Here is a 24,023-nt window from a genome sequence, read left to right on the forward strand (position 1 = left end):
GGCGGAGCCGGATCCGCGGTGTCCTGGATCGGGGGCACCTGTTTTTTGCGTGGGGGAAGGTCCACCCCCGGAGCGCTGCGCGTGTAGATAAGCCCACCCCCGAAGCGCTGCGCGTGTAGATAAGCCCACCCCCGAAGCGCTGCGCGCTTCCCCCTCAAGGGGGCGACGCTGGAGGACCGGCGGAGCCGGATCCTCGGCGTCCCGGGTCGGGGGGGGCACCTGTTTTTTGCGTGGCGGTGTGATGGCTGGTCCCACCCCCGGAGCGCTGCTCGCTTCCCCTTCGAGGGGGCGACGCTGGAAGACCGGCGGAGCCGGATTCTCGGGGGCACGGGTTGGCCGCACCGGTTTTCTTCGTGGCGGTGTGGTGGCTGGTCCCATCTCTGAAGCGCTGCGCGCTTCCCCTTCGAGGGGGCGACGCTGGGGGGCTGGCGGAGCTGGGTTCTCGGGGGGCCGGGTGGGGCACTGTTTTTTTTGCGATGCGCGGGGCGCGTCGTGCTTTGGAGCGATGAGATGAGCTACGCCGTACGGAATATCCAGCGCGCCGATGGCGCGGTGATCGCGCAGCTGGCGGCGGCCGGGACAGCTACGGTTCATGAAGCGCAGGGCCGCAGCGGCCTGCTGCAGCCGTATATGCGGCCGATCTACGCGGGTGCCGCCATCGGCGGCAGCGCGGTCACCGTGCTGGCCCATCCGGGCGACAACTGGATGCTGCATGCCGCCATCGAGCTTTGCCAGCCCGGCGACGTCATGGTCGTGGCGTGCAGTGCCCCCAACACGGACGGCATGTTCGGCGAATTGCTGGCGACGTCAATGCGGGCGCGGGGCATCGCCGGTTTGGTGATCGATGCCGGCTGCCGCGACGTGCAAGCGCTCAAGGATATGCAATTCCCCGTGTGGTCCAAGGCGATTTCCGCCAAAGGCACCATCAAGGCCACGCCTGGCTCGGTAAACCTGCCGGTGGTGTGCGCGGGCGCCATGGTCTCGGCGGGCGATGTGGTGGTGGCGGATGACGACGGTATTGTCGTCGTGCCGCGCCGCCGTGCCGCCGAAGTCGCTCACGCTTGCGAGGCGCGCTTGCAGAAAGAGGCCATGAACCGCAAGCGCCTGGCCGCGGGCGAGCTCGGCCTGGACATCTATGGCATGCGCGACAAGCTGCGCGAAGCAGGGCTGGTTTACGTGGATAGCGAAGCCGATCTGCCCTGAGCCAGTACGGACGCCTGCCAGGCGTCGTTGCCCTCGTGACGGGTGACCGCGCGGTAGCCGGGTACTGGATGACAGATGCGTGGTGCGTGGCCGGGCGGCTCACCGGCGCGAAGGCATGCGGCACCCCGGTCTGATAGTGCACGACAGCGTAGGGAAAAGCCCCGAAGGTTGGATCGATGTCCAACCTTCGGGGCTTTTTTCATGGGCCGCTTTCCTTTCATTCCCCTGAGCGAAGTTTCGCTGGCGCCACGGGCCTGCGACGCGGTGCGAGGGTCGGTAAGTATTTCCCCTAGATGCCATCGGCTTGATATTCAGTATTATGAGCAAAAAGCTCAGTAGGCTGATTAATTGGTCGTCAAACAGGCGCCACGAAGCGCCGGCACTCAAGGGGTAAGCAAGCCATGAAGCTGCACAAACTGATTCTGGGAACCGCCGTCGCCGCACTATGCCTGGCGGGCGGGACCTCCGCTTCCGCGGAGGACGCCGCGTCGTTTCCAAGCAAGAACTTCGACATCATCGTTACGTTCCCGCCGGGAGGCGGCACGGATATGCTGGCCCGGCTGGTCGGCAACTACATGGCCGATACGCTGGGGAAAGCGGCGATTGTCGAGAACCGTCCGGGCGCCAGTGGCAACGTCGGGGCGCGGGTGGTGAAGGAGCGGGCCCCCGACGGCTATTCGCTGTTGATGGTCAACAGTTCGTTCGCAGTCAATCCCGGCGTCTTCAAGACCTTGCCGTTCGATCCCAAAAAGGATTTCGACGCCATTATCAACATCGCTTATGTGCCGTCGGTGCTCGTCGTACCGCCCGGGTCGCCTTACAAGAACCTGCACGATGTCACGGTGGCCGCGGCGAAAAGCAATGACGTGTCTTTCGGGTCCTGCGGCAACGGCACGCCCCAGCACCTGGCGGGCGAACTGTTCAAGCTGCAGGCCAAGATCAATATGGTGCACGTGCCTTACAAGGGCTGCGGGCCGGCGCTCAATGATGTGGTGGGCGGGCAGATCGGCCTGGCGGTGATTACCGCGTCCAGCGCGCTGCCCTTCATCAAGGCCGGCAAGCTGCGCGCACTGGCGGTAACGTCCAAGGAGCGCTCCAAGCTGATGCCCGACGTGCCCACGGTCGCCGAGCAGGGCTATCCCGGCTACGAGCTGACGCAGTGGCATGGCCTGCTGGCGCCGGCCGGCACGCCCGACGATATCAAGCAAAAACTTTACGCCGGCGTCGCGAAGATCATGCAGCGCCCGGACGTGCAGCAGAAACTGGCTGACCTGGGCTACGACACCGCGTCCGACGGACCGGCGGTATTCCAGAAGATGGTGTCCAGCGATATCGACAAGTTCACCGCGCTGGCACACAAGATCGGCCTGTCCGCGGATTAGGGCCTGTTAACAGTCCCTAGTCCGGAGGTCGCGTAATCGTGTCGGCGGGGCGTGTGCAGCGGCACCGGCATCGGCCGGCGAGAACCGTGGCGCGGTCGCCCCGGTAGTTACATTGCATGGCGAGAAAACAAGGAGCATTCGATGAGCAACAAGTTGAGAATCAGTCTGGCCTGCGGCGCGTACGATCGGACACAGGCATTGTTCGATGGCCGTGCGCCGATCGAGGGGTGCGAGGTCGCCGCAGTACCGATCGAGCCGGAAGAAGCCTTCCACCGCGCGTTCCGCTACCAGGAGTTCGACGTTACCGAGATCTCCATGAGCAGCCACATGATGACCACGGCGCGCGGCGACAACGAGTACGTCGCGGTGCCGGCGTTCATCTCGCGCGTCTTCCGGCAATCGGGCATCTACGTCCGTACCGACCGTGGCATCAAGACGCCGCAGGATCTGCGTGGCAAGGTGATCGGGGTGCCGGAATACCAGATCACCGCCAATGTGTGGATCCGCGGCATCCTGGAAGACGAATACGGCGTCAAGCCGAGCGACATCAAATGGCGTCGCGGCGGCATCGAAGAGCCGGGCCGCGGCGAGCGCGCGCCCATCGACCTGGGCAAGGAAATCGACCTGCAGCAGATCCCCGATGACAAGACGCTGTCCGGCATGCTGGAGGCGGGCGAGATCGATGGCTACATCGGCGCTCGCGCGCCGTCGTGCTTCCTGCGCGGCGCACCCAATGTGGGCCGCCTGTTCGGCGATTACATCGAAGCGGAAAAGGACTACTACCGCCGCACGGGAATTTTCCCGATCATGCACATGGTGGGCATCCGGAAATCGCTGGTGGAGGAGAACCCGTGGCTGCCGGTCAGTGTCTACAAGGCCTTCCTGAAGGCCAAGGCGCTGGCGGTGAAGGAGCTGAACGAAATCTGCCACCTGGCCGTGACGCTGCCTTGGATGGTGCACCACTACAACGAGGCGCGCTCGATCATGGGCGAGGACTATTGGCCTTACGGCATGGAGGCCAACCGCCATACGATCGAGACTTTTGCCCGCTACCACTACGAACAAGGGCTTTCCAAGCGCAAGGTCGCGCCGGAAGAGTTGTTCGCCAAGTCGGCGCTGGATCTGTCCAAGATCTGATAGACGCGGATGAAAGCCCCGGTCCTGCGTTACCTGGCGCCGCGTACGGTGGACGAGGCGCTGGACATGCTGGGCGCGACGGAAAACGCGCGCATTCTGGCAGGCGGCCAATCGCTGGTCGCCATGCTCAATATGCGTTTCGCGTTCCCGGACTGCCTGGTGGACATCAACCGCATTCCCGAGCTGGCCTATCTGCGCGAAAGCGACAGCGGCGATGCGATCGAGATCGGCGCGATGACGCGCCAGCGCGATGTCGAGTTTTCGCCCCTGGTGGCGGCGCGCCTGCCCCTGTGGCGCGAAGCCGTGCTGCACGTGGGACACCGGCAGACCCGCAACCGGGGCACCGTGGGCGGCAGCCTTTGTCAGCTCGATCCTTCCGCGGAAATCCCGACGGTGGCGATGGCCATGGATGCCACGATCGTGGTGCGCAGCCGGCGCGGTACGCGGGAGTTGTCCATCGCGGACTTTCCCGCCGCGTATATGACTCCCGCCGTCGAGCCCGACGAAATGGTGACCGCGGTGCGCGTGCCCCTGTGGCCGCGGCGCCATGGGCATGCCTTCGTCGAGTTCGCGCGGCGCCATGGCGATTTCGCCATCGTTTCGTGCGCGGCGCTGGTGTCGCTGGACGATCAGGGCCGCATCGCGCGCGCCTCGCTGACCCTGGGCGGCGTGGGCATCGCGCCGCTGCGCATGCGCGACGCCGAGGCGGCGCTGCTGGGCCGTGCGCCCGACGGCGACGCGCTCGCCGCGGCCGCCGCGTTGTGCGGACAGGTCGACGCTACGGGAGACAGCTATGTCCCGGCCTGGTACCGGCGCAGGCTGGCCGCCGTGCTGGCGCGCCGCGCCCTTGACCAGGCCGTCCAGCGGGCGCGCGCCTATGAGGAGACCGCATCATCATGAACCCGGACGACACGTCCCGCGAGACCCGGCCGATACGGCTGGTGGTCAATGGCGAGGCCCGTTGCGGCACGGCGGAGCCGCGTGTGCACCTGGCGGACTTCCTGCGTGGAGAGTTGAAATTGACCGGCACGCATATCGGCTGCGAGCACGGCGTTTGCGGTGCCTGTACCGTTCTGGTCGATGGCCAGTCGGCGCGGTCCTGCCTGATGCTTGCGGTGCAGGCGGAAGGCTGCGGCATCGAAACCATCGAGGGCCTGGCTGCCAGCGACGGCACGCCGCATCCCTTGCAGGCGGCCTTCCATGAACTGCATGCGTTGCAATGCGGCTATTGCACGCCGGGAATACTGATGTCGCTCGTGGAACTGCTGCGCGACCGGCCGGACCCGGACGAAGCCCTGGTTCGCGACGTCCTGTCCGGCCATTTGTGCCGCTGCACGGGTTACCAGAATATCGTGGCCGCGGCGCTGCGCGCGGCACAGCGGCTGCGCGAAGGACGGATCGATGGAAGTGTCGCTTGAACGAAAGACGCGCGAAAGCGCGCCGTACCCGGAATCGCGTACCCCGGCCATGACGAATCCGGGCATCGGCCAAGCCGTGCTCCGCATCGAGGACGAGGCGCTATTGACCGGCAAGGCGTGCTTCGTGGATGACATCCAGGTCGAAGCGCCGCTGCATGCGTGTTTCGTGCGCAGCCCCCATGCGCACGCGCGTATTGTTGCCATTGACGCGGCGGCGGCGCGCGCGATGCCGGGCGTCGTGGCGGTCTACGCCGCGCGAGACCTCTTTGGGGAATTGACGGAATGGCGTATGCCGCTGGGTTTCCCGCTGGCCAATCTGCCGGCGGATACGACGCCCTTCGTGCTGGCGCTCGATGAGGTCGCGTTCGTGGGCGAAACGGTGGCGATCGTCGTCGCATCTTCGCGCCATGAGGCAGAGGATGCCGCCGCGGCCGTGTCGGTGGACTACGAGGTCCTGCCCGCGGTATCGGATTGCCGCGATGCGTTGGCCCCCCAGGCGCCGCGCGTGCGCACCGAACTGGTGTCTAACGCCCTGCAGGAATACACCCTGTCGTACGGCGATTGCGACGCCGCGTTCGCCGGCGCGCACCGCGTTGTGCAAGAAGAATTCCATGTCCATCGCGGTTGTGCCCATCCCATGGAAGGCCGGGGCGTGCTGGCACGTCCGGACCCGGCGTCGGGCGAACTGACGGTCTGGTCGTCGACCCAGATGGCGCACGAACTGCACTATACGATCGCCTTGATGCTGGGCCAGCCAGAGGACCTTCTGCGCGTGGTCACGCCGGATGTCGGCGGCGGCTTTGGCGCCAAGTTCATGATCTATCCGGAGGAGATCGCCGTGCCCGCCGTGGCGCGCAAGCTGCGCCGCGCCGTCAAATGGGTGGAGGACCGGCGCGAGAACTTCGTGAGCGCCATCCAGGAGCGCGACCAGTATTGGTCGATGGCGGTCGCCGTGGACCGACGAGGATGCCTGCTGGGACTGCGCGGGCGCATGGTGCACGACCACGGCGCCTACACGCCGCAGGGGACCAACGTGCCGTACAACGCGGCTTCCTCGATGACCGGCCCTTATATCGTGCCGGCCTACCATCTGGACGTTGCGGTTGCCTATACCAACAAGGTCCCGGTTGCCACGGTTCGCGGGGCAGGGTATCCCCAGGCCGCATTCGTCATGGAGCGCCTGCTGGACCGGGTCAGCGTCGAGCTCGGCATCGACCGCGCGGAGTGTCGGCGCCGCAACCTGATCCCGGCCGGGAAAATTCCCTACACCAAGCCGCTGAAGTCCCGGGCCGGCGTACCGCTGACCATCGACAGCGGCGATTTCCCCGCTTTGCAGGCGCGGGCGTTGCAGGCCATCGACTATGACGGGTTCGAGTCGCGCAAGCAGGCATCGCGAGACAAGGGATTGTGCCGGGGGATCGCCGTTGCCAATAGCGTCAAGCCGACCGGGCGCGGACCTTTCGAATCGGCGCGCGTTCGCGTGCAGCCTTCCGGCCAGATTACGGTGTACACCGGCGCGCTGGCCATGGGGCAGGGCATCAAGACGACCTTGGCGCAGATTTGCGCGGGCCACCTCGGCGTCGCGCCGGAGGCCGTGCAGGTGGTCGCCGGCGATACCGCCTTCATCGGCTACGGCATGGGCGGCTTCGCCAGCCGCCAGGCGATTATGGCCGGCACCGCGGTGGATCAGGCCGCGGCCCGTCTGCGGCGCAAGATCCTGGACGCGGCGGCGGTGCTGTTGAACGTGCTGCCCGACACCTTGACCCTGGCCAATGGCGAGGTCGTCTCCCAGGCCGGCGCGGGATCGTCGGTCGCGCTGGCGCGACTGGCCATGCTGTTGAAAGGTGTGCCCGGGTACGCGCTGCCGGTGCCGGGCGACCCAGGCCTGGACGAGACCGTCCATTTCCATTGCGATGCCCAAGCGTACGCCGGCGCTTCGCATGCCTGCGAAGTCGAGGTCGATACCATGACCGGCGCGGTCAACATCGTTCGCTATGTCGCCGTGCAGGACAGCGGGCGCATCATCAATCCCATGTTGGCCGAGGGCCAGGTGCATGGCGGCGTGGTGCATGGCATCGGCAATGCGCTGTTCGAGTGGATGGGGTACGACAGCGAGGGTCAACCCTTGACGACTACGTTCGCGGAATACCTGCTGCCGACCGCACCCGAAGTGCCGGATATAGAGGTGATATTCCAGCCATCCATGACGCCGCTCAATCCGTTGGGCGTCAAGGGCGTGGGTGAGTGCGCCACGATTCCGGTCGCCGCCGCGGTTATCGGTGCGATCGAGCATGCGCTGGCTGACCACGGTGTGCGCCTGTCCGAATTTCCCCTCACGCCGGTGCGCCTGCTGGAACGCCTGGATGCGGGTGCTGGGCGCAGTGCCGACGCGGACGTGTCCTAGTCACGGTCTTCAATCTTTTCAGGAACTGCCATGGAGTTCACCAATACTTTTCACGTGCCGCTGCCGTTGGAGGAAGCCTGGACGTTGATGCTGGACGTGCCGCGCATCCTTCCCTGCCTGCCGGGCGCGCGCTTGACCGAAGTCCTGGGCAACGACCGCTACAAAGGATCGGTGTCGGTTCGGTTGGGACCCATCCGGTTGACGTTCGACGGACAGGCAACGATGGTGCGAAGGGATGACGAAAACCATGTTGCCTGGCTCGAGGGTTCCGGCAGCGACCCCAAAGGACGCGGTTCGGCGCAATCCGAATTCAGCTTCGCGTTGACGCCCGCGGCCGATGGCGGCACAAGGGTGACCGTCACGACCCGACTTGCCTTGGCCGGCTCGGTCGCGCAATACGGGCGCGGCAGCGGCATGATTGCCGAGGTTGCGTCTCAGATTCTGAGACAGTTTGAAGAAAACCTGGCCAGATCCCTGGCGCCGGACGCCGAGGCTGTGGGGGCGGAGGGCTTCGCTTCCCTGGCGCAGGATGGGCTTCCGGGCACGACGCATGGGGCGGCGTACGGTGGGCCGGAGGGGGCAGCGCTGCATGCCTCGGCGCCTGGAGCGGCAGGCGCCATGGGCGGGGGCGCAGCGGCACCCCGTTTCCAACCCGAGGGCGGACCGGCGTCCGGCCAGGCCATCGACGCGCAAACCGTCCTCTTGCAGGCGCAGGCCGTCCTTGGCCAGGCCCAGGCCATTCTGGCGCTGGCGCAATCGCGTATGGTCCAGTCCAGGCGCGGGGTCTCGCCCGGCGCGGCCTCATCAGGCGAAATCAATATGCTCAAGATCGGCCTGAAGGCCATATGGGCTCGCATCCGCTACAGCGTGGCCGGGCTTTTCGGGCGGCGCACATAGCGCCATCGATAGCCGGCCGGGAAAGCCACGCGCGAGCGTGGCTTTCTCTTTTTTGGCGCAGGGCGCCGACCGATTGCGGCCGAGGTCTTATATAATATACAAGACATCCACTCGTCCGGCCCTGCCGGATGCTTCTTTCCCTCGCATGGACATGCCGCCATGAACGCCGCCCCGGATTCCACAGTACACGCGCTAGAACCCCTGGCGGATCCGCCCACGCTCTCGCAGCTTTTCCTTGGGTTCTTCTGGCTGGGAATGACGGCCTTCGGCGGCGCCTTGCCGCTGGCGCGCCGGATGACGGTGGAAAAGCACCGCTGGATCTCCAGCGAGGAATTCACCACCTTGCTCGGACTGTGCCAGTTCCTGCCGGGCGGCAACATCATCAACCTGTCCGTTGCGCTGGGGATGCGCTTTCGTGGCGTGGCTGGCGCGATCGCCGCCATGCTGGGCTTCGTGCTCATGCCGACGGTCGTGGTCATCCTGCTGGGCGTGGTCTACGAGCGCTATCAGGACGATCCGCACGTGCGCCACCTGTTTGCCGGCCTGGCCGCGGCGGCGGCCGGGCTGCTGATTTCGCTGACGTTGAAGATCGGCGCGCCCTTGCTGAAGAACCACCGGGGCATGGTGGTCGCGGTGCTGTGCTTCGTGGCCATCGCCGTGTTGCGGCTGCCCTTGCTGCCGACGATGGTGGTGCTGACGCCGATCAGCATCCTCGCTTACTGGAGGATGCGTCGATGATCGACACTCTGATCCAGCTGGGCGTCCTGTTCACGCAGCTGTCGCTGTTGGCCTTTGGCGGTGGCAATACCATCCTGCCGGAAATGCAGCGCCAGGTCGTCGATGTGCATCATTGGATGACCGCGGAAAACTTCACGGCGCTGTTCGCGCTGGCCCAGGCCGCGCCCGGGCCGAACCTGATGATCGTTCCCATGGTGGGCTGGCACATCGCGGGGCTGCCGGGCATGCTGGTCAGCAGCTTCGCGAAGTTCGTGCCGTCGTCTATCGTGGTCATCCTTGTCATGCGCCTGTGGGAGCGCTTCAAGGACAAGCCGTGGCGCGCGGTGGCCCAGGCGGGCATTTTCCCGGTCACGGTAGGGCTGCTGGCGGCCAGCGCCGCCTTGATCACCGAAGCGTCGGTGGACAGCTGGCTGTTGGGCGCCATCGCCGCGGTGGTGGCCGTGCTGGGATGGCGCACGCGCCTGCATCCCTTGTGGCTGCTGCTGGGCGGCGCCCTGGTGGGGCTTGCCACGCTGGGCGTGCCGGGTATCCCGTAGGGCGATCGCGCGGCGCGGGTGGGGCCCGCGCGGCGGGCGCGGACGTTGGCGTAAAATTCCCCGCGTGCATCAGCACGCCGCGCATCGATACCAGATGCGCCGGATCGCTTTCGGAAAACTCGATGTCTTCGCCGCTGACAACAGCGCAGCTCGACACCTTGCGGGAGCAAGGTTTCGTTGTTGCCCGTGATTTCGTGCCGGACGCCCAGCGCGACGGCTTGCTCGCCCTGGCCCGGGCCCAGTTGGACCAGGCGGTCGCGCCGGTCGAATACGAGGCGGACCTGGCCTATCCCGGCGCGCCCGCCTCGCGGCAGGCCGAAGGCGGCGGGACGGTCCGGCGCCTGCTGGATGCCTATGCGCGCGATCCGCTGTTCGCCGCGTGGGCCACCGACGCCGCCGTGGCGGCATCCCTTCATCGCTATTTCGGCCAGGGCGCGGTGTTGTCACGCGCCCATCACAATTGCGTGATGACCAAGCATCCGCGCTTCGGCAGCCTGACGGGCTGGCACCGCGACATCCGCTACTGGTCTTTCGACCGGGAGGATCTGGTTTCGACCTGGCTGGCGCTGGGAGAAGAAACCGCTCACAACGGCGGCCTCTGGCTGGTGCCGGGCTCGCATACCATGACGCTGGCGGCGGATCGCTTCGACGCGGCGCAATTCCTGCGCGAAGATCTGCCGGATAATGCCGCGCTGATCGCCACGGCCGTATCGCCCGAACTGGCGCCGGGCGACGTTTTGTTTTTTCACTGTCGCACCCTGCACGCGGCCGGCCGCAATCAAAGCGACCGGGTCAAGTTTTCGGTCGTCCATACCTATCACGCCGTGGATACCCATCCGGTGCCGGGCACCCGGTCGGCCGGGAAGCCGGAAGTTCCGCTGGACTCGCCCTAGCGGCTGCCCATCGCCGGGCCGAAGCAATTGAAACCTTCTCGCCGGCGGCATGTCTGTTATCTATAGCGCAACGCCGCCGCGACGCATGGATCGGCCGTAACCCGGGCGGGAACGCCGCGGGTCGGGTTCTGCCGGTCCGCCAGCGTCGTCCCCAGGCGGCGCGGCGCTCCGGGGGTGTGCTTCATTCCGAAACCGCGTCGCGCTTCGGGACGGATCACCTTGGGCAGTCATACCGTCATGAGTCCATATCATGGTTTCAAATAGCGAAAAGCAGGATGGCAGTTCAACGCACGGCAATGCGGGGTCTCCGGGTGCCACCCGGTCGGCGGATAGCCTCGATAGCGGCGGCAAAATATCGCCGGCCTCCCTGGCGGCCATGTTCCCCTCGGACGGGGCGCGCAAAATTTCGGCCTGGAGGCTGATCAAGCCTTACTGGATTTCCGAGGACCGCCACCGTGCCCGCGGCCTGCTGGCGTTGGTGGTGGCGTTGAACCTGGGGATTGTCTACGTCAACCTGCGCGTCAATACCTGGTACGCCACGTTCTATGATGCGTTGGACAAGCGCGATCTACCCGCATTCACGCATTTGATCCTGGTTTTCACCCTGCTTGCCTTCATTTTCATCGCGTTGAGCACCGTGCAGATCTATTTCCGGCAGATGCTCGAATTCCGCTGGCGGCAGTGGCTGACGGACGTCTACCTGCGCGAATGGCTGCTGAGCCGGTCGTATTACCGGATGGAGCGCGATCATATCGTCGACAACCCCGACCAGCGTATCGCGGAAGACTTGCGCAGCATGGCGACCAATACCTTGGCGCTTTCGATCGACCTGATATCCACCATTGCCACGTTTTCGGTATTCGTCTCGCTGCTCTGGATGTTGTCCGGCGCGCTCGCGTTCGCCGTCTTCGGGCACCCCGTGCGGATCCCCGGCTATCTGGTCTGGGCGGCGATCGGCTACAGCATCCTGGGCTCTTTCGTGGTCCACAAGATCGCCCGGCGCCTCGTCGACGTGGGCTATCGCCAGCAGAAAGTGGAAGCCGATTTCCGCGTGCTGCTGGTGCGGGTGCGCGAGAACGCCGAGCAGATCGCCTTCTACGATGGCGGTCCGGAAGAGGGCCGGCGCGCGCGAGCCGCGTTCGGCGCGGTGCGCAACAACTGGCGCGAGATCATGCGGTATACCAAGCGCCTGGTCTTCGCCAGTTCCATCTATGGCCAGATCGCCATTATCTTTCCCCTTGTCGCCGCCGCGCCGCGATACTTCGCCGGTGCCTTCACGATAGGGGTACTGATGCAGCTGAATAACGCATTCGGCCAGGTCAGCGGCGCCTGTTCCTGGTTTATCAATAGTTATGCCACGCTGGCGGACTGGCGCGCCACCATCAACCGTCTGCGCGAATTCAGCAAACGCATGGGTCAGGGCGACCCGGACCGCCTGTCGCGCGAACAGGGCGATGAGGTCTCGGCGCATGGGCTGCATATCTTCCGTCCCGACGGGCATGCCTTGGGGGTTCCGTCGACGTTCCGCGTGGCCCCCGGCGAACGCTGGCTGGTGCGCGGGCCGTCGGGCGCCGGCAAGAGTACCTTGCTGCGTACCCTGGCCGGATTGTGGCCGCACGCATCCGGCAACCTGGTCACGCCCTCCGGCCGCGATACGGGGGAGGGCGGCGAAGGCCGTACCGCCTTGTTCCTGCCGCAGTCGACCTATGTCCCGGACGGCACCTTGAAGCAAGCCGTCTGCTATCCCGACACGACCGATTCGCATAGCGACGCGGAGTGCGTCGAGGCACTGCGGCTGTGCCGGCTGGAGGCCTATGCGGATCAGCTGTACGTCACCGATGCATGGGCGCGCCGCTTGTCGCCGGGCGAGAAGCAGCGCCTGTCCTTCGCGCGCGCGCTGCTGCTCAAGCCGCGGTTCCTCTTCATGGACGAATCCACGTCGTCGCTGGATACCGATACCGAAAGGCATCTGTACGAAACGCTGCTGCAACGCCTGCCTCACGCGGCCATCATCAGCGTGGCCCACCGCGATACCTTGACGCGGTTCCATACGCACGAGATGCGTGTCGGGCCGCAAGCCGACGTCCGTCCGCTGGCGTTGGCGCCCGCCGGGACTTGAATGGGCCAGGATTTCGTCATCGGGCCGGGGATGTTCTGGCGGGAGATCTTCCCGGGCCTGGTGCTGCTCGTCGCCACGGCCATCGGCGTGTCGCTGGGATATTGGCAATTGCGCCGGGAAGTGATGCGCCGGCGCGCCGTCGAGGCCCAGTTGCAGGCCGCGCGCGACCTGGCCGATAGCGCCACGCTGGCGAAGTCCACCTTCCTGGCGACGATGAGCCATGAAATCCGCACGCCGCTGAGCGGCATCATCGGCATGCTGGATCTTCTCATGCGCTCGGCCATGGGCCAGGAGCAGCGGCAAATGCTGCTGGCCGTCAATTCGGCGGCCAACTCGCTCTTGCAGATCCTGGACCAGGTGATGGACTTCTCCAAAATGGAGGCGAACCGCATGAGCCTGGAGTCGGTGCCGGTGGACCTGCGCGCCATGGTGCAGAGCGTGGTCATGGTCATGGGCGAACCGGCGCGCCGCCGTGGCGTGCAGACCCGCTGTGAAGTCGACGACGCCGTCAGTGCGGCCGTGCTGGGCGATCCGCTGCGCATCCGGCAGATCCTGACCAACCTGATCAGCAATGCGGCCAAGTTCACGGCACAGGGCGAGGTGTGCCTGACACTGACCGTGGATGCCGCCGATGCCGGACACCAGTCCTTGCGCTTCGTCGTGGCGGATACCGGCATTGGCATCCCCAGGGAAAAGCTCGCGCAGGTCATGGCGCCGTTCCGTCAGGCCGATACGTCGATCTCGCGCCACTATGGCGGCAGCGGCCTGGGCCTGTCGGTGTCCAGCCGGCTGGCCGCGCTGATGGGAGGCAAGCTCGTGCTGGACAGCGATCCGGGCAAGGGGACACGCGCAACGTTCCTGTGCCGGTTGCCGGTCGCGCGCTCGGAGCGGTTGCCGGCGACGCCCAAGGTGCGGCAATTGGCGCTGCCGGCGCCGTCCGCGCCTTGCCTGGACGGGTCCTGTCCCAGCCCGCGGGCCGACTATCGCGGTCCGCTCCTGCCGCCACGGCCCGCGGACGAATCGATGGCATGCGCCGACATCGCGGCCGACGCGCCGCGCTTGCTGGTGGTGGACGATCACGCGATCAATCGCGATCTGATTCGCAGGCAGCTCGCCACGCTGGGTTATGCCTGCGATGTGCGGGGCGACGGGGCGGCCGCCCTGGAAGCGCTGAAAGCGGGCCGCTACGCCATGCTGCTGACGGACTGCCAGATGCCCGGAATGGGCGGCGCCGAACTGGTTACGGCCTGGCGGGAGCACGAGCGCCACGCCGCCGTCATGACGCGCCTGCCCATTGCCATGGTGACCGCCAGGACCGACGGACATCCGGACGACGGTCCAAATGTCGACGCGCGCGTGCGCAAGCCGGTGACGCTGGACCGCCTGCGTGCCGTGCTGCTGGATTGCCTGCCGCCCGATGCGGTGACCGCGGCGCTGGGCAACGGATCCGGGCAGGCACCGCGGCCGGCCGCCCATGCGGGGCTGGCGCTGCCCGTGCTGCGCCAACATTTCGGACGGGACGAAGCGGCGCTGCGCGACTTCCTGCAGGCGTCGCTGGCGGCCTTGCGGGCCGACCTGGTCCATGCCTTGTCCGATCTCTGCCCGCAGTGTTGCGAGCGCTACGCGGATTGGCTGCATCGGGCGCTGGGTGCGCTCAGCATGCTGGGGCACTGGCCCGTGGTGGACGAAGGCAACGCGCTAGAGGAAGCGTTGCGCGGGGCCCCCAACCTGAACCTTTTGCACGAGATGCTGCAGTTCCTGGAGCATTTCGCCCAGACCGTCGAGGACATCGACCAGGAAGTCCGCGAACTCTGATGGCGCCGCATGGCGGCCACGAGGCCGGATGGCTGGTGGCCGGGATCGCCGACGCCGCCTGGACCGGCCTGTCCCCCGCGGACAGCTTAATAATGGGCGTCGTCGGCGGCCGCGCCGGCCAGTCCCGTCATCCTGTCCGGGACCTGGCTGATCGCCGATCCCGTCATCTCGATGACATGGAAGCCGCCATCCGGGCCTTGTATCCGGACGCGCAGCCGGCGCTGCGCATACGAATCCGCGCCGGTATGCAGCCAGGCGCGGGCCTTGTCGCGGTCATCCTCGTGCACGTTCGCCAGCCAGTCGGTCAGGGCGATGGATGCATCGGAGACAGGGATGCCCTGGGGAAGTTGCCCCAGCCAGTGCAGGCGCTGTTCCGCGCGGCGGTACTCCCACGCGACCTGGCCGCTGACGCGCAGGGCCGCTTCCAACTGCCGGGTCAGGGCAGCGGTGCGTTTCAGGGCCTGTTCGCGATCGGAGGACAGCGCCGAGGTCACCAGGCTCAGCAGCGCGGCGCAGCCCAGGAAACCCTGCACGGCCAATAGCGGCTCGCCGTCGAAATGCGCGATATTGGCGTAAGGGCCCATGCCGCTCAGCGTATAGGAGCCGGCGACCAGCGCCAGTCCGGCCACGATCAGCGTGCTGCCGAGGGCGCCCCAGGCCAGCGCGACGATGGCCACGAAAAGCAGCGGGCCATAGCTCATGCCGAATCCGTCGTGCCAGACGATGCGCGTGCCGCCCGGTGGATTATCGAAAACGATGGTCGTGCCGGCCAGCAGGGCGAAGGCCGCGACCAGTCCTATCCATAGGTGCAGCACATTCTGTTCGGCCAGCGCGCGCGGGCGGAAGTGCGCCCACGCCACGATCATCGGCGTGGTGATCAGGCAACCGACGAAACCGGCGAGGCTCCATACATACCAGTGCTCGGCGGAAGCCGATGGATCGGCCGCGCGCAGGCCCAGGACGGCCAGTACGCCGCCGGCCACGCTGCCGGCGGAAAGCAGCACGATGAACCAGAGCGTGGCGGGCAGGGTGTTCAGCGAGGCAACCCCGCGCGTGCGCCACCGCCAGAGTGCCGCGACCGTGGCGCAGAACACCAGGTCGGTCAGCGCGAAGACCAGCGCGACGGGCAGCGTGCGCTGGCCGATCAGCATGCCGGTGGCGATGTGCAGCAGCGCGGCCAGTGCCATCCATCCGGCCCAACGCCGCGCCGGATTCAGCATGAGGGCCGCCATGAGTACGCCGGCCGGCGGCCAGAACAGGGTGGAAAGCGTCGCTGCGTCGCGTTCGCGCATGCTGATGGCCGCCAGGCATACATATCCCAGCGAGAAGATCAGCAAACACAACACGCGGCGATGTGTCATGGCACCAGGGTAGGAAGGACTTCGAAACATCGGACGCATCTTACAATGGCCGCCGGGGAGTCAGACATCGATTGCAAAGGGATGGAATGATGGCAATTCAGCGCTTTCGACACATCGCGGCCTGCGTGGCGACCGCCGCGCTATGGACCGGTTTGCTGCCGGCCGGCATGGCCGCATCGCGCCCTGCGGTCGAGGCGCGCAATGGGATGGTCGTGACATCGCAATACCTCGCCTCGCAGGTGGGCGTCGATATTTTGAAAAATGGCGGCAACGCCATCGACGCGGCCGTCGCGGTGGGCTATGCCCAGGCGGTGGTCAATCCCTGTTGCGGCAATATCGGTGGCGGCGGCTTCATGACGATCCATCTGGCCGACGGACGCGATACCTTCATCAACTTCCGCGAAACCGCGCCGGCCGGGGCATCGCGCGATATGTACCTGAACGCGAAGGGCGACCTGATCGAGGGGGCCAGCCTGTACGGCTACCGTGCGGTTGCCACGCCCGGCACCGTCCTGGGCATGGATACGGCGCTGCGCAAGTACGGCCGCCTGTCCCGCCAGGCCGTCATGGCGCCGGCCATCGCCCTGGCGCGCGACGGCTTCGTCCTGACGCGCGCGGACACCGACATCCTCGACACCAGCATCGCGATGTTCCGCCGCGACCCGGAAGCTGCCAAGGTCTTCCTGCGGCCCGATGGCACGCCCTTGCAGCCGGGCGACCGGCTGGTGCAGGCGGACCTGGCCCGCACGCTGCAGGCGATCGCCGACCACGGGCCGGATGCCTTCTATAAAGGGCGGATTCCGGCCGCCGTGGAGAAGGCGTCGACCCAAGGGGGCGGCGTGATCCGGGCGGCCGATTTCGCGGCCTACAGGATCACCGAAACCGCGCCCATCACCTGCAACTACCGGGGTTATGTGTTCGTGTCGGCGCCGCCGCCCAGTTCGGGCGGCGCGACCTTGTGCGAAATCCTCAACATCCTGTCCGGCTACGATCTGCGCGCCATGGGGTATGGATCGGCGCAATCCGTTCATGTGATGGTCGAGGCCATGCGGCACGCCTACATGGATCGCAATACCTACCTCGGCGACCCCGCTTTCGTGGACAATCCGCTGGGACGCCTGCTGAGCAAGTCGTACGCCGCCGCGGTACGCGAGAAAATCGCGGGCGACCGCGCGACGCCGTCGGCGCAAGTCCAGCCCGGCATGGCACCGCACGAAAAAACGGAGACCACGCATTACTCCATTGTCGACAAGGACGGCAATGCCGTCTCCACGACATATACGGTGAACGGCCGCTTCGGCGCCGGCGTGATCGCTCCCGGTACCGGCTTCTTCCTGAACGACGAGATGGACGACTTCACCACCAAGATCGGCGCGCAGAATCTGTTCGGGCTGGTACAGGGCGCCACCAATGCGATCGAGCCGGGCAAGCGGCCCCTGTCGTCCATGGCCCCGACGCTGGTGACGCGGGGCGGCAAGACCTACATGGTGCTGGGGTCGCCGGGCGGATCGCGCATCATCACGATCACGCTGGAAACGGCGATAAACGTCATCGACCACGGCATGGCGCCGCAGGAAGCCGTCGACGCGGCGCGCGTTCATCACCAATGGCTGCCTGACGAGGTCTATTACGAGAAATACGGGTTGTCGCCCGACACGCTGAACATTCTGCGTGGCATGGGCTACAAAATGGTCGAACAGACGCCCTGGGGCGCGGCCGAACTGGTGCTGGTGGGCCTGCCCGACGCGTCGCGCGGCCAGGGCGCGGCCAGCTCCGGCAACGATGCGTCGGTGTCGGGCGCGGTGCGCCCGGGCTATCTGTACGGCGCCAACGACGAACGCCGCCCGGCTGGGGCGGCACTGGGGTACTGATGGCCACGGAAGATACGCGCGAGGATCTGGCGCGCCGCGTCAAGGAACTGGAGATCAAGGCGGGCTTCGCCGAGGATTTGCTCGAACAGCTGAACCAGGCGGTGCACAGGCAGCAGGCGCAGATCGAAAAGCTGGCGCAGCGCATCGGCCAGCTACGCCAGCAGCTGGCGGACACGGACGAGGCCAAGGGGACGTTCCGCAGCCTGCGGGATGAAGTGCCACCGCATTACTGACATCGCTTTGATGGAAGTTCCACGAGACGTGGGGCGGTTTGCGCGAATTTGCTGGCCGGCTTGCCGTGTTTCCACGGCGCGGCCCGCGCGCGCGCGGCACCAGGTGGAACGAGATGGTCCGAGATAGTCCTAATAGCGCCGGAATGGTTATGCCCATTCCTGTCGTTATTCATCGGGCCCATGGCAGAAATCCTCCTTCCTTCCTACTCTTCCGGAAACCGCGTGCGCGCGGATTCCGATACCGGCACAGTGCGCCTGGCCGTGCTGCTCGTCATCCACGCCGTCGTCTGGACCATCGCATCCAGTCTCTATCGGTCCAATCTCGATTGGGCCGGGGATATGCTCGAGAACTACAGCTGGGGCATTGCCTGGCAGGCCGGCTACTACAAGCATCCGCCGCTGTTCGCATGGATCGCGGCCGGCTGGTTCAGCGTGTTCCCGCATACCGACGCGGCGTACTTCGCGCTGTCGGTGGTTAATGCGGTGCTGGGTGTCTGCGGCGTCGTGGCCCTGGCGCGCCGATTCCTACCCGCGCGCGAGGCCGCGGTGGCAGGGCTGGCGATGGCGGTATCGCCCGTCTACACCACGCTGGCGATCAAGTTCAATGCGAACACCGTGCTGCTGTCGCTATGGCCGTGGACGGCCTATTTCTTCGTGCGCTATGTGCAGACCGGCACGCGCAAGGCAGCGCTGGCCATGGGCGCCGCCGCCGGGATCGCCATGTTGGGCAAGTACTTTTCCGTCACGCTGCTCGCCGGGCTGGCGCTGGCGGGGCTGGCGCGGCCGGCGTGGCGCGCCCGGCTGATGCATCCGCAAGTGCTGCTGGCCGTGATGGCTGGCACCGTGGTGCTGTGGCCGCATCTGCGCTGGCTGGTCGAAAACGGCATGCCCACGTTCGGCTATGCGCGCGAGCGCATGGGCGAAATCGCCCGGCCCCTGCCGGCCGTGGCCGGCGATATGGTGCTGTATGGCCTGGTGCAGGTGGCTTATCTGCTGCCCGGCATGCTCTTCGTGCTTGTGCTGGCGCGGCATTCGCGCGACCGTGCGGCCAAGCTGATGCTGCACGGCTATGTGCGCCGCTCGCTGAATCGCGACCTGTGGTGGTTGTCCATGGGGACGTTCCTGGCGATATGCGCGCTGGCCACGGCGACCCGGACGCATCTTTCCTCCTTGTGGGGCAATACCCAGTGGTTCGCGATCACCGTCTTCTGGCTGGCGGTGCTCGGCAATGCGGGTATCCGGATGGATACGCGGCGCATTCCGGCCGTGATGGCGGTGTACTGGGCCGTGGTGCTGGCGCTGTCGGCGGCGGGCGGCTATCTGAAGACCGTGCATCACGACAAGCTGGCGATGGAGCCGCGTCTGGAGCTGGCGCGCGCCGCGCATGAGGTATGGGACCGCCGCACGGGACAGCCCTTGCGCATCGTTGCCGGCGACGACAAGGAAGCCCGGGCGGTGGCGTTCTATGCCCGCGGGCGTATCCATTACTGGGACATCTTCGATGCCTCCACCACGCCCTGGGTCAAGGAAACGGACGTCCGGCGCGAAGGTGCCCTGTTCGTTTGCCGCGACAACGACAGGCATTGCCGGGACACGGCGGCCGCTTTCAGCGGCGCGGCCCCCCTGGCCGTGTCGGTCGCCAAGACGTCATGGGGCATCCGGATGCCCGAACGTCATTACATCCTGTTTGTCATGCCACCCGGCAAGGAGGGCGGGGCGGATGTGGCGGCGAGGTGATCCGTTCGCCTGCCGCCGCGGCGCCAGACATCCGGCGCGGTCTCCCGGGATGCGCCCGCCCGCCGCGCGCGGATGCGTATGCCGTATCAGCGCCTTTGCGCCATGCGGGCGCGTAGCGCATGAAAGCCGGCCAGGAAGACTTCCTCTCCGACGAATCGCTTCAGTTCGTCTTCGCGGTCCGGCGGCGCGGTGAACTCGGCGCTCCATTCGCCGAAACAGCGATCGCCGTCCGTGACGGGTGTCAGCTTCAAGGTCGCGACATAGTCGGAGACCCCCATCGGGCTTTCGAGGATCGCGTACGTGAATGTGTAGTCATAGTCGGACAGGGCAAGCAGCTGCTCGCGGATCAGACCGCCGTCGCGTGTATGGAAGTACCGCACGCAGCCGATGCGGTCCGGGGTCAGGCCGTTCTCTATCAGGGAGTCCGTGATCAGCGGGTGCCACTGCGGCATGCCGTTGAAGTCGCGGACCACCGCCCACACATCCGCGGCCGGCGCATCGATGACACCGGAGACGAAAACCGTCGTCATGATTTCTTTTCTCCTGCCGGTGCGGCCAGGGTGCCCGCGGCGGCCATGCGGCCGATATCGGTGCTGTCCAAACCGATTTCCTTCAGCAGCTGGTCGACGATGGGCGCCTGCGCGCGAAAGCGCAACGCCGAGTTGACCACCGCGTCGGAGAAACTCCCCCCCTGATCGTGGCCACCCGTGCCGGATGCCAGCCCGTCGACATGCATGATGCGTATGCTGTCGATCTTCTCCATCGGTTTGACCGATTCCCGGATGATCCCCTCTACCTTGTCCAGCAGCCGCATGCGCAGCGCCGATGCGCGCGCTTCCGGCGTCAGGATGTTGGAGGATTCATTCATCATGCGCAGGCCTTCGGCCTCCACTTCATGCCGGATGCGCGCGGCAGCGAGGCGGATGCGTTCCGCATCGGCCTGTGCTTCCGCTTCGGCACGCATGGCGTAGCCGCGATCCTCGCTGGCTGCGCGTTCCGCCTCGGCGGCCACGCGCAGGCCCAAGGCTTCGCGTTCGGCCGTCTGCGCCGCGGCAACCAGCTCGATGCGCTTGCGCCTTTCGGCCATTTCCAGCTCGCGCGCGGTGAATATTTTCTCTTCCGCGGCCACCGCCAGCGCGCGCGCCGCGTCCGCCGCGGCCTGTGCCTCCGACTGCGACTTGGACTGCATGGCCACGGCGATGGAGCGCTGCTGCTCGGCCAGTTCGATGGCCTTGCGGCGCTCGATCTCGGCCGCCTGCAGCTCACGGTCCTTGTTGATGCGATTGGATTCGACGATCTGTTCCGCGCGCAGCCGGGCCTCTTCCACGGCCTGCTGGGCGGCGATCTGCGCGCGTTGGCCTTCCTTGTCGCGTTCGGCGCGTTCGCGTGTCAGGGTGGCGCGCTGTTCGGCGCGGGCGATCTCCAGCTCGCGTTCCTGCGCCAGGCGGGCGCCTTCGGATTCGCGGTCGATGTCCAGCGAAAGCTTTTCGGCCTCCAGGTTCTTGTTGCGGATGGCGATCAGGGTGTCCTGTTCGATGTCGTTGCGCTGTTTTTTGCGCCGTTCGATCTGTTCGGTCAGGCGTGTCAGACCCTCGGCGTCGAACGCATTGCTGGGGTTGAAGAACTCCATGGGGGTCTGGTCCAGCTGGGTCAGCGAGGCAGCCTCCAGCTCCAGGCCGTTCTTGGTCAGGTTATCGGCGACCGCCTCGCGCACGCGGCGCACGTAGTCGCCGCGCCGCTCGTGCAATTCCTCCATCGTCAGCTCGGCGGCGACGGTGCGCAGCGCATCGACGAACTTGCCCTCCAGCAGTTCCTTCAGCTGTTCCGGCGCCATGGTGCGCTGGCCCAGCGTCTGCGCCGCATCGGAAACGGCCTGCGCGCTGGCCTGCACACGCACATAGAATTCCGCGATGACGTCCACCCGCATGCGGTCCTTGGTGATCAGTGCCTTGTCCCGCCCGCGCGAGACTTCCAGTCGCAGCGTGTTCATATTGACGGGAATGACGTCGTGGACGATGGGCAGCACCAACGCGCCGCCGTCCAGCACCACGCGCTGGCCGCCCAGCCCGGTGCGGACGAAGGCGCGCTCCTTGGATGCCCGCAGGTACAGCCAGTGCAGCAGCCCGACGACGATGGCGGCAACGATGGCGATCGCGAGCACGATCAGCAGGAATGTGCCGAATTGTGAGCCTGACATGATGAGCCTCTTTTATCGGGTGATTTGCTTGAAGCGCCGCGCGGTGTCGGTCAGCGCGGTTTCGACAGGCAGCCTCTCCATGCTGGACGCACCGAAGAAACCGTGGCACTGCGGGCATTGCGACAGGATGTAGGCCGCGTCGGCGGGCGTTGAAATCGGCCCGCCATGGCACAGCACGATCACGTCGCCGCGCACCGCGCGCGCCGCCTCGGCCCAGGCCTGGATGCGTGGAACGCATTCGGCAAGGGTGGGCGCCGTGCGCGCGCCGATATCGCCGCCTGTCGTCAATCCCAGGTGGCACACCACCACGTCGGCGCCGGCACGTGCCATATCGGCGGCGTTGGCGGCACTGAATACATAGGGCGTGGTCAGCATATCCATTGCGCGGGCCCGCGCGATCAGATCGACTTCCATGGCATAGCTCATCCCGGTTTCTTCCAGGTTGGCGCGGAAGACGCCGTCGATCAGGCCCACCGTCGGGAAGTTCTGCACGCCGGAGAATCCCAGGGCCTGCAGCCTTGGCAGCAGGACGTCGGCGATCATGAAAGGGTCGGTGCCGTTGACGCCGGCCAGCACCGGCGTATGGCGGACCACGGGCAGGACCTCGTGCGCCATTTCCAGTACGACCTCGTTGGCGTTGCCGTAGGCCATCAGCCCGGCCAGCGATCCGCGTCCCGCCATGCGGTAGCGCCCCGAGTTATAGATCACGATCAGGTCGACGCCGCCGGCTTCTTCGCAGCGCGCCGACAGGCCCGTGCCGGCGCCCGCGCCAATAATGGGCTCGCCGCGGGCAATCATGCCGCGCAGGCGTTCGAGGATGGTTTCACGCGCGATGCGCGGCATGATGGGTCTCCTGGCTTGGGGAGGAGGAAACGGACCGGGTGTCCGGCTGGATCTCGCGGAAGGCCTGGACCAGCGCCTGCGCGAAACGCGGGTCGTTGATGTGATAGGGCAGGCGGCGCAGCTGGCGCCCCGGCGTCGGGCGGAATCCCTGTTCGATGGCCGCGTATAGCGCGCGGTCGGCCTCCGGGTCCCAGAAGGGCTGGCCCGGCATGTCCACGGCCGAGACGCCGCCTTCGGGCAGCAGGAAACGCACCGGGCCCGTCATGCGGTTCAGCTTGTCGGCCAGGAAGGCGCCGATGCGGCGGTTTTCCTCCGGTGTGGTGCGCATCAGCGTGATGTTGTCGTTGTGCCGATACAGGTTGCGCCCGCGAAAGCGTTCCGGCACGGTGTCCATCGCCATGAAGTTCACCATGTCCAGCGCGCCGCACGAACCGACGTAGGGAATCCCGGTTTCGATCACGGCATCCAGGCGTCCCGGCCCGGCCGAGAACACACCGCCCACGATCTCGTCGGCGATTTCCGTGGTGGAAACGTCGATCACGCCTTGCAGCAGGCGCGACTCGACCAGCTTCTCCATGGAGTTGCCGCCGATGCCGGTGGCGTGGAACACCATGCAGTCGTAGTCGGTGCCCAGCTCGGCGGCGACCGCCTGCACGCAGGGCGTGGTGACGCCGAACATCGTCAGGCCCACGGCGGCGCGGCCGGGTTGCGGCGGCGGCGCGCGGTGCAGGATCATCCCGGCCAGGGCGTGCGCCGCGTTGGAAAGCACCTGGCGGCTGATGGGATGCAGGCCGGCGACATCGGTGACGGAATACATCATGCAGATGTCGCTGGGGCCCACGTAGCCGCGCACATCGCCGGAGGCGACCGTGGACACCAGTACCTTCGGCACGCCTATGGGCAAAGCGCGCATGCCCGCGCTGGCCAGCGCGGTGCCGCCCGATCCGCCCGCGCCGATGACACCGCCCAGGTCGCGCCGGGAAGGCAGGAAGCGCGCGAGCGCTTTCGCCATCGCGGAGACCGCGGATCCGCGGTCTCCGGTGAATACCGCGCGCTCGCCGTCGGGGTGGTACCGGGCCACTTCGCGCGGATGCACGCTGGCGGGCGAAGGCTGGCCGGAAGTCGAGACGTCGACGGTGACGGTTCTCAGCCCCAGGCGCTGCAGGCAATCGCGCAGCAGGAACAGCTCGCGCGCCTTGGTATCGAACGTGCCGACCACGTAGGCGGCACGGTTCACGG

At 66.6% G+C, this 24,023-nt stretch carries 20 protein-coding genes; 15 read left to right on the top strand and 5 right to left on the bottom strand.

The features are described from left to right. Nucleotides 1-510: 510 nt before the first annotated feature. The 12 genes from CAL28_RS13170 (at nt 511) to CAL28_RS13225 (ending at nt 14,542) form a co-directional block, all read left to right on the top strand. Nucleotides 511-1,203: a 4-carboxy-4-hydroxy-2-oxoadipate aldolase/oxaloacetate decarboxylase gene (locus CAL28_RS13170; protein WP_094841805.1), complete on the top strand. Its 693-nt coding sequence runs from the start codon at nt 511-513 to the stop codon at nt 1,201-1,203. A 401-nt stretch (nt 1,204-1,604) separates the two neighbouring features. Continuing rightward, nucleotides 1,605-2,585, top strand: coding sequence for a tripartite tricarboxylate transporter substrate binding protein (locus CAL28_RS13175; RefSeq protein ID WP_094841806.1), 981 nt, complete (start codon nt 1,605-1,607; stop codon nt 2,583-2,585). 141 nt (nt 2,586-2,726) lie between these two features. After that, a complete protein-coding gene (locus CAL28_RS13180) occupies nt 2,727-3,722 on the top strand; it encodes an ABC transporter substrate-binding protein (RefSeq protein WP_094841807.1) in 996 nt (331 codons plus the stop codon). Between the two features lie 9 nt (nt 3,723-3,731). Next, nucleotides 3,732-4,622 (top strand): FAD binding domain-containing protein, encoded by an 891-nt coding sequence (locus tag CAL28_RS13185; protein ID WP_094841808.1) that lies wholly within the window; start codon nt 3,732-3,734, stop codon nt 4,620-4,622. Next, nucleotides 4,619-5,140 (top strand): (2Fe-2S)-binding protein, encoded by a 522-nt coding sequence (locus tag CAL28_RS13190; protein WP_094841809.1) that lies wholly within the window; start codon nt 4,619-4,621, stop codon nt 5,138-5,140. The genes CAL28_RS13185 and CAL28_RS13190 overlap by 4 nt, the downstream gene beginning before the upstream one ends. Beyond that, nucleotides 5,124-7,544 carry a xanthine dehydrogenase family protein molybdopterin-binding subunit gene (locus CAL28_RS13195; RefSeq protein ID WP_094841810.1) on the top strand — a complete coding sequence of 807 codons (2,421 nt, stop codon included), beginning with the start codon at nt 5,124-5,126 and terminating at the stop codon, nt 7,542-7,544. The genes CAL28_RS13190 and CAL28_RS13195 overlap by 17 nt, the downstream gene beginning before the upstream one ends. A gap of 87 nt (nt 7,545-7,631) precedes the next feature. After that, complete coding sequence (locus CAL28_RS13200) at nt 7,632-8,441, top strand: SRPBCC family protein (RefSeq protein ID WP_440588432.1); 810 nt, start codon at nt 7,632-7,634, stop codon at nt 8,439-8,441. A gap of 159 nt (nt 8,442-8,600) precedes the next feature. Continuing rightward, the gene (locus CAL28_RS13205) at nt 8,601-9,179 is read left to right on the top strand and encodes a chromate transporter (RefSeq protein ID WP_094841811.1); all 579 of its coding nucleotides are present in this window, start codon (nt 8,601-8,603) and stop codon (nt 9,177-9,179) included. Then, nucleotides 9,176-9,715 carry a chromate transporter gene (locus CAL28_RS13210; RefSeq protein ID WP_094841812.1) on the top strand — a complete coding sequence of 180 codons (540 nt, stop codon included), beginning with the start codon at nt 9,176-9,178 and terminating at the stop codon, nt 9,713-9,715. Before CAL28_RS13205 ends, CAL28_RS13210 begins: the two co-directional genes overlap by 4 nt. A gap of 122 nt (nt 9,716-9,837) precedes the next feature. After that, nucleotides 9,838-10,608: a phytanoyl-CoA dioxygenase family protein gene (locus CAL28_RS13215; protein ID WP_094841813.1), complete on the top strand. Its 771-nt coding sequence runs from the start codon at nt 9,838-9,840 to the stop codon at nt 10,606-10,608. Nucleotides 10,609-10,984: 376 nt separating this feature from the next. Beyond that, nucleotides 10,985-12,727, top strand: coding sequence for an ABC transporter ATP-binding protein/permease (locus CAL28_RS13220; protein ID WP_094844588.1), 1,743 nt, complete (start codon nt 10,985-10,987; stop codon nt 12,725-12,727). Next, complete coding sequence (locus CAL28_RS13225) at nt 12,728-14,542, top strand: ATP-binding protein (protein ID WP_094841814.1); 1,815 nt, start codon at nt 12,728-12,730, stop codon at nt 14,540-14,542. Nucleotides 14,543-14,628: 86 nt separating this feature from the next. Here the strand turns inward: CAL28_RS13225 and CAL28_RS13230 are convergent, their stop codons facing one another. Next, nucleotides 14,629-15,903, bottom strand: a complete 1,275-nt coding sequence (locus tag CAL28_RS13230) for an MASE1 domain-containing protein (RefSeq protein WP_176463978.1) — start codon at nt 15,901-15,903, stop codon at nt 14,629-14,631. A gap of 167 nt (nt 15,904-16,070) precedes the next feature. Here CAL28_RS13230 and ggt point away from each other — a divergent pair, with 167 nt between their 5' ends. From ggt to CAL28_RS13245, 3 genes are all read left to right on the top strand, one after another. Further along, the gene (ggt, locus tag CAL28_RS13235) at nt 16,071-17,774 is read left to right on the top strand and encodes a gamma-glutamyltransferase (protein WP_217906613.1); all 1,704 of its coding nucleotides are present in this window, start codon (nt 16,071-16,073) and stop codon (nt 17,772-17,774) included. Then, complete coding sequence (locus CAL28_RS13240; protein WP_094841816.1) at nt 17,774-18,007, top strand: SlyX family protein; 234 nt, start codon at nt 17,774-17,776, stop codon at nt 18,005-18,007. The genes ggt and CAL28_RS13240 overlap by 1 nt, the downstream gene beginning before the upstream one ends. A gap of 222 nt (nt 18,008-18,229) precedes the next feature. Then, nucleotides 18,230-19,744, top strand: coding sequence for a glycosyltransferase family 39 protein (locus CAL28_RS13245; protein ID WP_176463979.1), 1,515 nt, complete (start codon nt 18,230-18,232; stop codon nt 19,742-19,744). An 86-nt stretch (nt 19,745-19,830) separates the two neighbouring features. Here the strand turns inward: CAL28_RS13245 and CAL28_RS13250 are convergent, their stop codons facing one another. From CAL28_RS13250 to CAL28_RS30200, 4 genes are read right to left on the bottom strand one after another with little or no spacing between them, the layout of a single operon-like run. Further along, complete coding sequence (locus CAL28_RS13250; RefSeq protein ID WP_094841818.1) at nt 19,831-20,274, bottom strand: SRPBCC family protein; 444 nt, start codon at nt 20,272-20,274, stop codon at nt 19,831-19,833. Continuing rightward, nucleotides 20,271-21,941 carry a flotillin family protein gene (locus tag CAL28_RS13255; RefSeq protein ID WP_094841819.1) on the bottom strand — a complete coding sequence of 557 codons (1,671 nt, stop codon included), beginning with the start codon at nt 21,939-21,941 and terminating at the stop codon, nt 20,271-20,273. Before CAL28_RS13255 ends, CAL28_RS13250 begins: the two co-directional genes overlap by 4 nt. Before the next feature lie 12 nt (nt 21,942-21,953). Beyond that, a complete protein-coding gene (locus tag CAL28_RS13260) occupies nt 21,954-22,784 on the bottom strand; it encodes a phosphoenolpyruvate hydrolase family protein (protein ID WP_094841820.1) in 831 nt (276 codons plus the stop codon). Next, nucleotides 22,765-24,021 (bottom strand): Tm-1-like ATP-binding domain-containing protein, encoded by a 1,257-nt coding sequence (locus CAL28_RS30200; RefSeq protein WP_440588433.1) that lies wholly within the window; start codon nt 24,019-24,021, stop codon nt 22,765-22,767. Before CAL28_RS30200 ends, CAL28_RS13260 begins: the two co-directional genes overlap by 20 nt. Nucleotides 24,022-24,023 lie beyond the last annotated feature (2 nt).

The organism is Bordetella genomosp. 11 (assembly GCF_002261215.1).
Lineage (GTDB): Bacteria > Pseudomonadota > Gammaproteobacteria > Burkholderiales > Burkholderiaceae_B > Bordetella_C.

Bases quoted from the DNA above. Each gene is read 5' to 3' on its own strand.
- CAL28_RS13170 (WP_094841805.1), top strand. From the start codon at position 511: ATGAGCTACGCCGTACGGAATATCCAGCGCGCCGATGGCGCGGTGATC.
- CAL28_RS13180 (WP_094841807.1), top strand. From the start codon at position 2,727: ATGAGCAACAAGTTGAGAATCAGTCTGGCCTGCGGCGCGTACGATCGG.
- CAL28_RS13260 (WP_094841820.1), bottom strand. From the start codon at position 22,784: ATGCCGCGCATCGCGCGTGAAACCATCCTCGAACGCCTGCGCGGCATG.
- CAL28_RS13210 (WP_094841812.1), top strand. From the start codon at position 9,176: ATGATCGACACTCTGATCCAGCTGGGCGTCCTGTTCACGCAGCTGTCG.
- CAL28_RS13200 (WP_440588432.1), top strand. From the start codon at position 7,632: ATGCTGGACGTGCCGCGCATCCTTCCCTGCCTGCCGGGCGCGCGCTTG.
- CAL28_RS13225 (WP_094841814.1), top strand. From the start codon at position 12,728: ATGGGCCAGGATTTCGTCATCGGGCCGGGGATGTTCTGGCGGGAGATC.
- CAL28_RS13220 (WP_094844588.1), top strand. From the start codon at position 10,985: ATGTTCCCCTCGGACGGGGCGCGCAAAATTTCGGCCTGGAGGCTGATC.
- CAL28_RS13240 (WP_094841816.1), top strand. From the start codon at position 17,774: ATGGCCACGGAAGATACGCGCGAGGATCTGGCGCGCCGCGTCAAGGAA.
- CAL28_RS13190 (WP_094841809.1), top strand. From the start codon at position 4,619: ATGAACCCGGACGACACGTCCCGCGAGACCCGGCCGATACGGCTGGTG.
- CAL28_RS13230 (WP_176463978.1), bottom strand. From the start codon at position 15,903: ATGACACATCGCCGCGTGTTGTGTTTGCTGATCTTCTCGCTGGGATAT.
- CAL28_RS13215 (WP_094841813.1), top strand. From the start codon at position 9,838: ATGTCTTCGCCGCTGACAACAGCGCAGCTCGACACCTTGCGGGAGCAA.
- ggt (WP_217906613.1), top strand. From the start codon at position 16,071: ATGGCCGCATCGCGCCCTGCGGTCGAGGCGCGCAATGGGATGGTCGTG.
- CAL28_RS13195 (WP_094841810.1), top strand. From the start codon at position 5,124: ATGGAAGTGTCGCTTGAACGAAAGACGCGCGAAAGCGCGCCGTACCCG.
- CAL28_RS13255 (WP_094841819.1), bottom strand. From the start codon at position 21,941: ATGTCAGGCTCACAATTCGGCACATTCCTGCTGATCGTGCTCGCGATC.
- CAL28_RS13205 (WP_094841811.1), top strand. From the start codon at position 8,601: ATGAACGCCGCCCCGGATTCCACAGTACACGCGCTAGAACCCCTGGCG.
- CAL28_RS13250 (WP_094841818.1), bottom strand. From the start codon at position 20,274: ATGACGACGGTTTTCGTCTCCGGTGTCATCGATGCGCCGGCCGCGGAT.
- CAL28_RS13175 (WP_094841806.1), top strand. From the start codon at position 1,605: ATGAAGCTGCACAAACTGATTCTGGGAACCGCCGTCGCCGCACTATGC.
- CAL28_RS13185 (WP_094841808.1), top strand. From the start codon at position 3,732: ATGAAAGCCCCGGTCCTGCGTTACCTGGCGCCGCGTACGGTGGACGAG.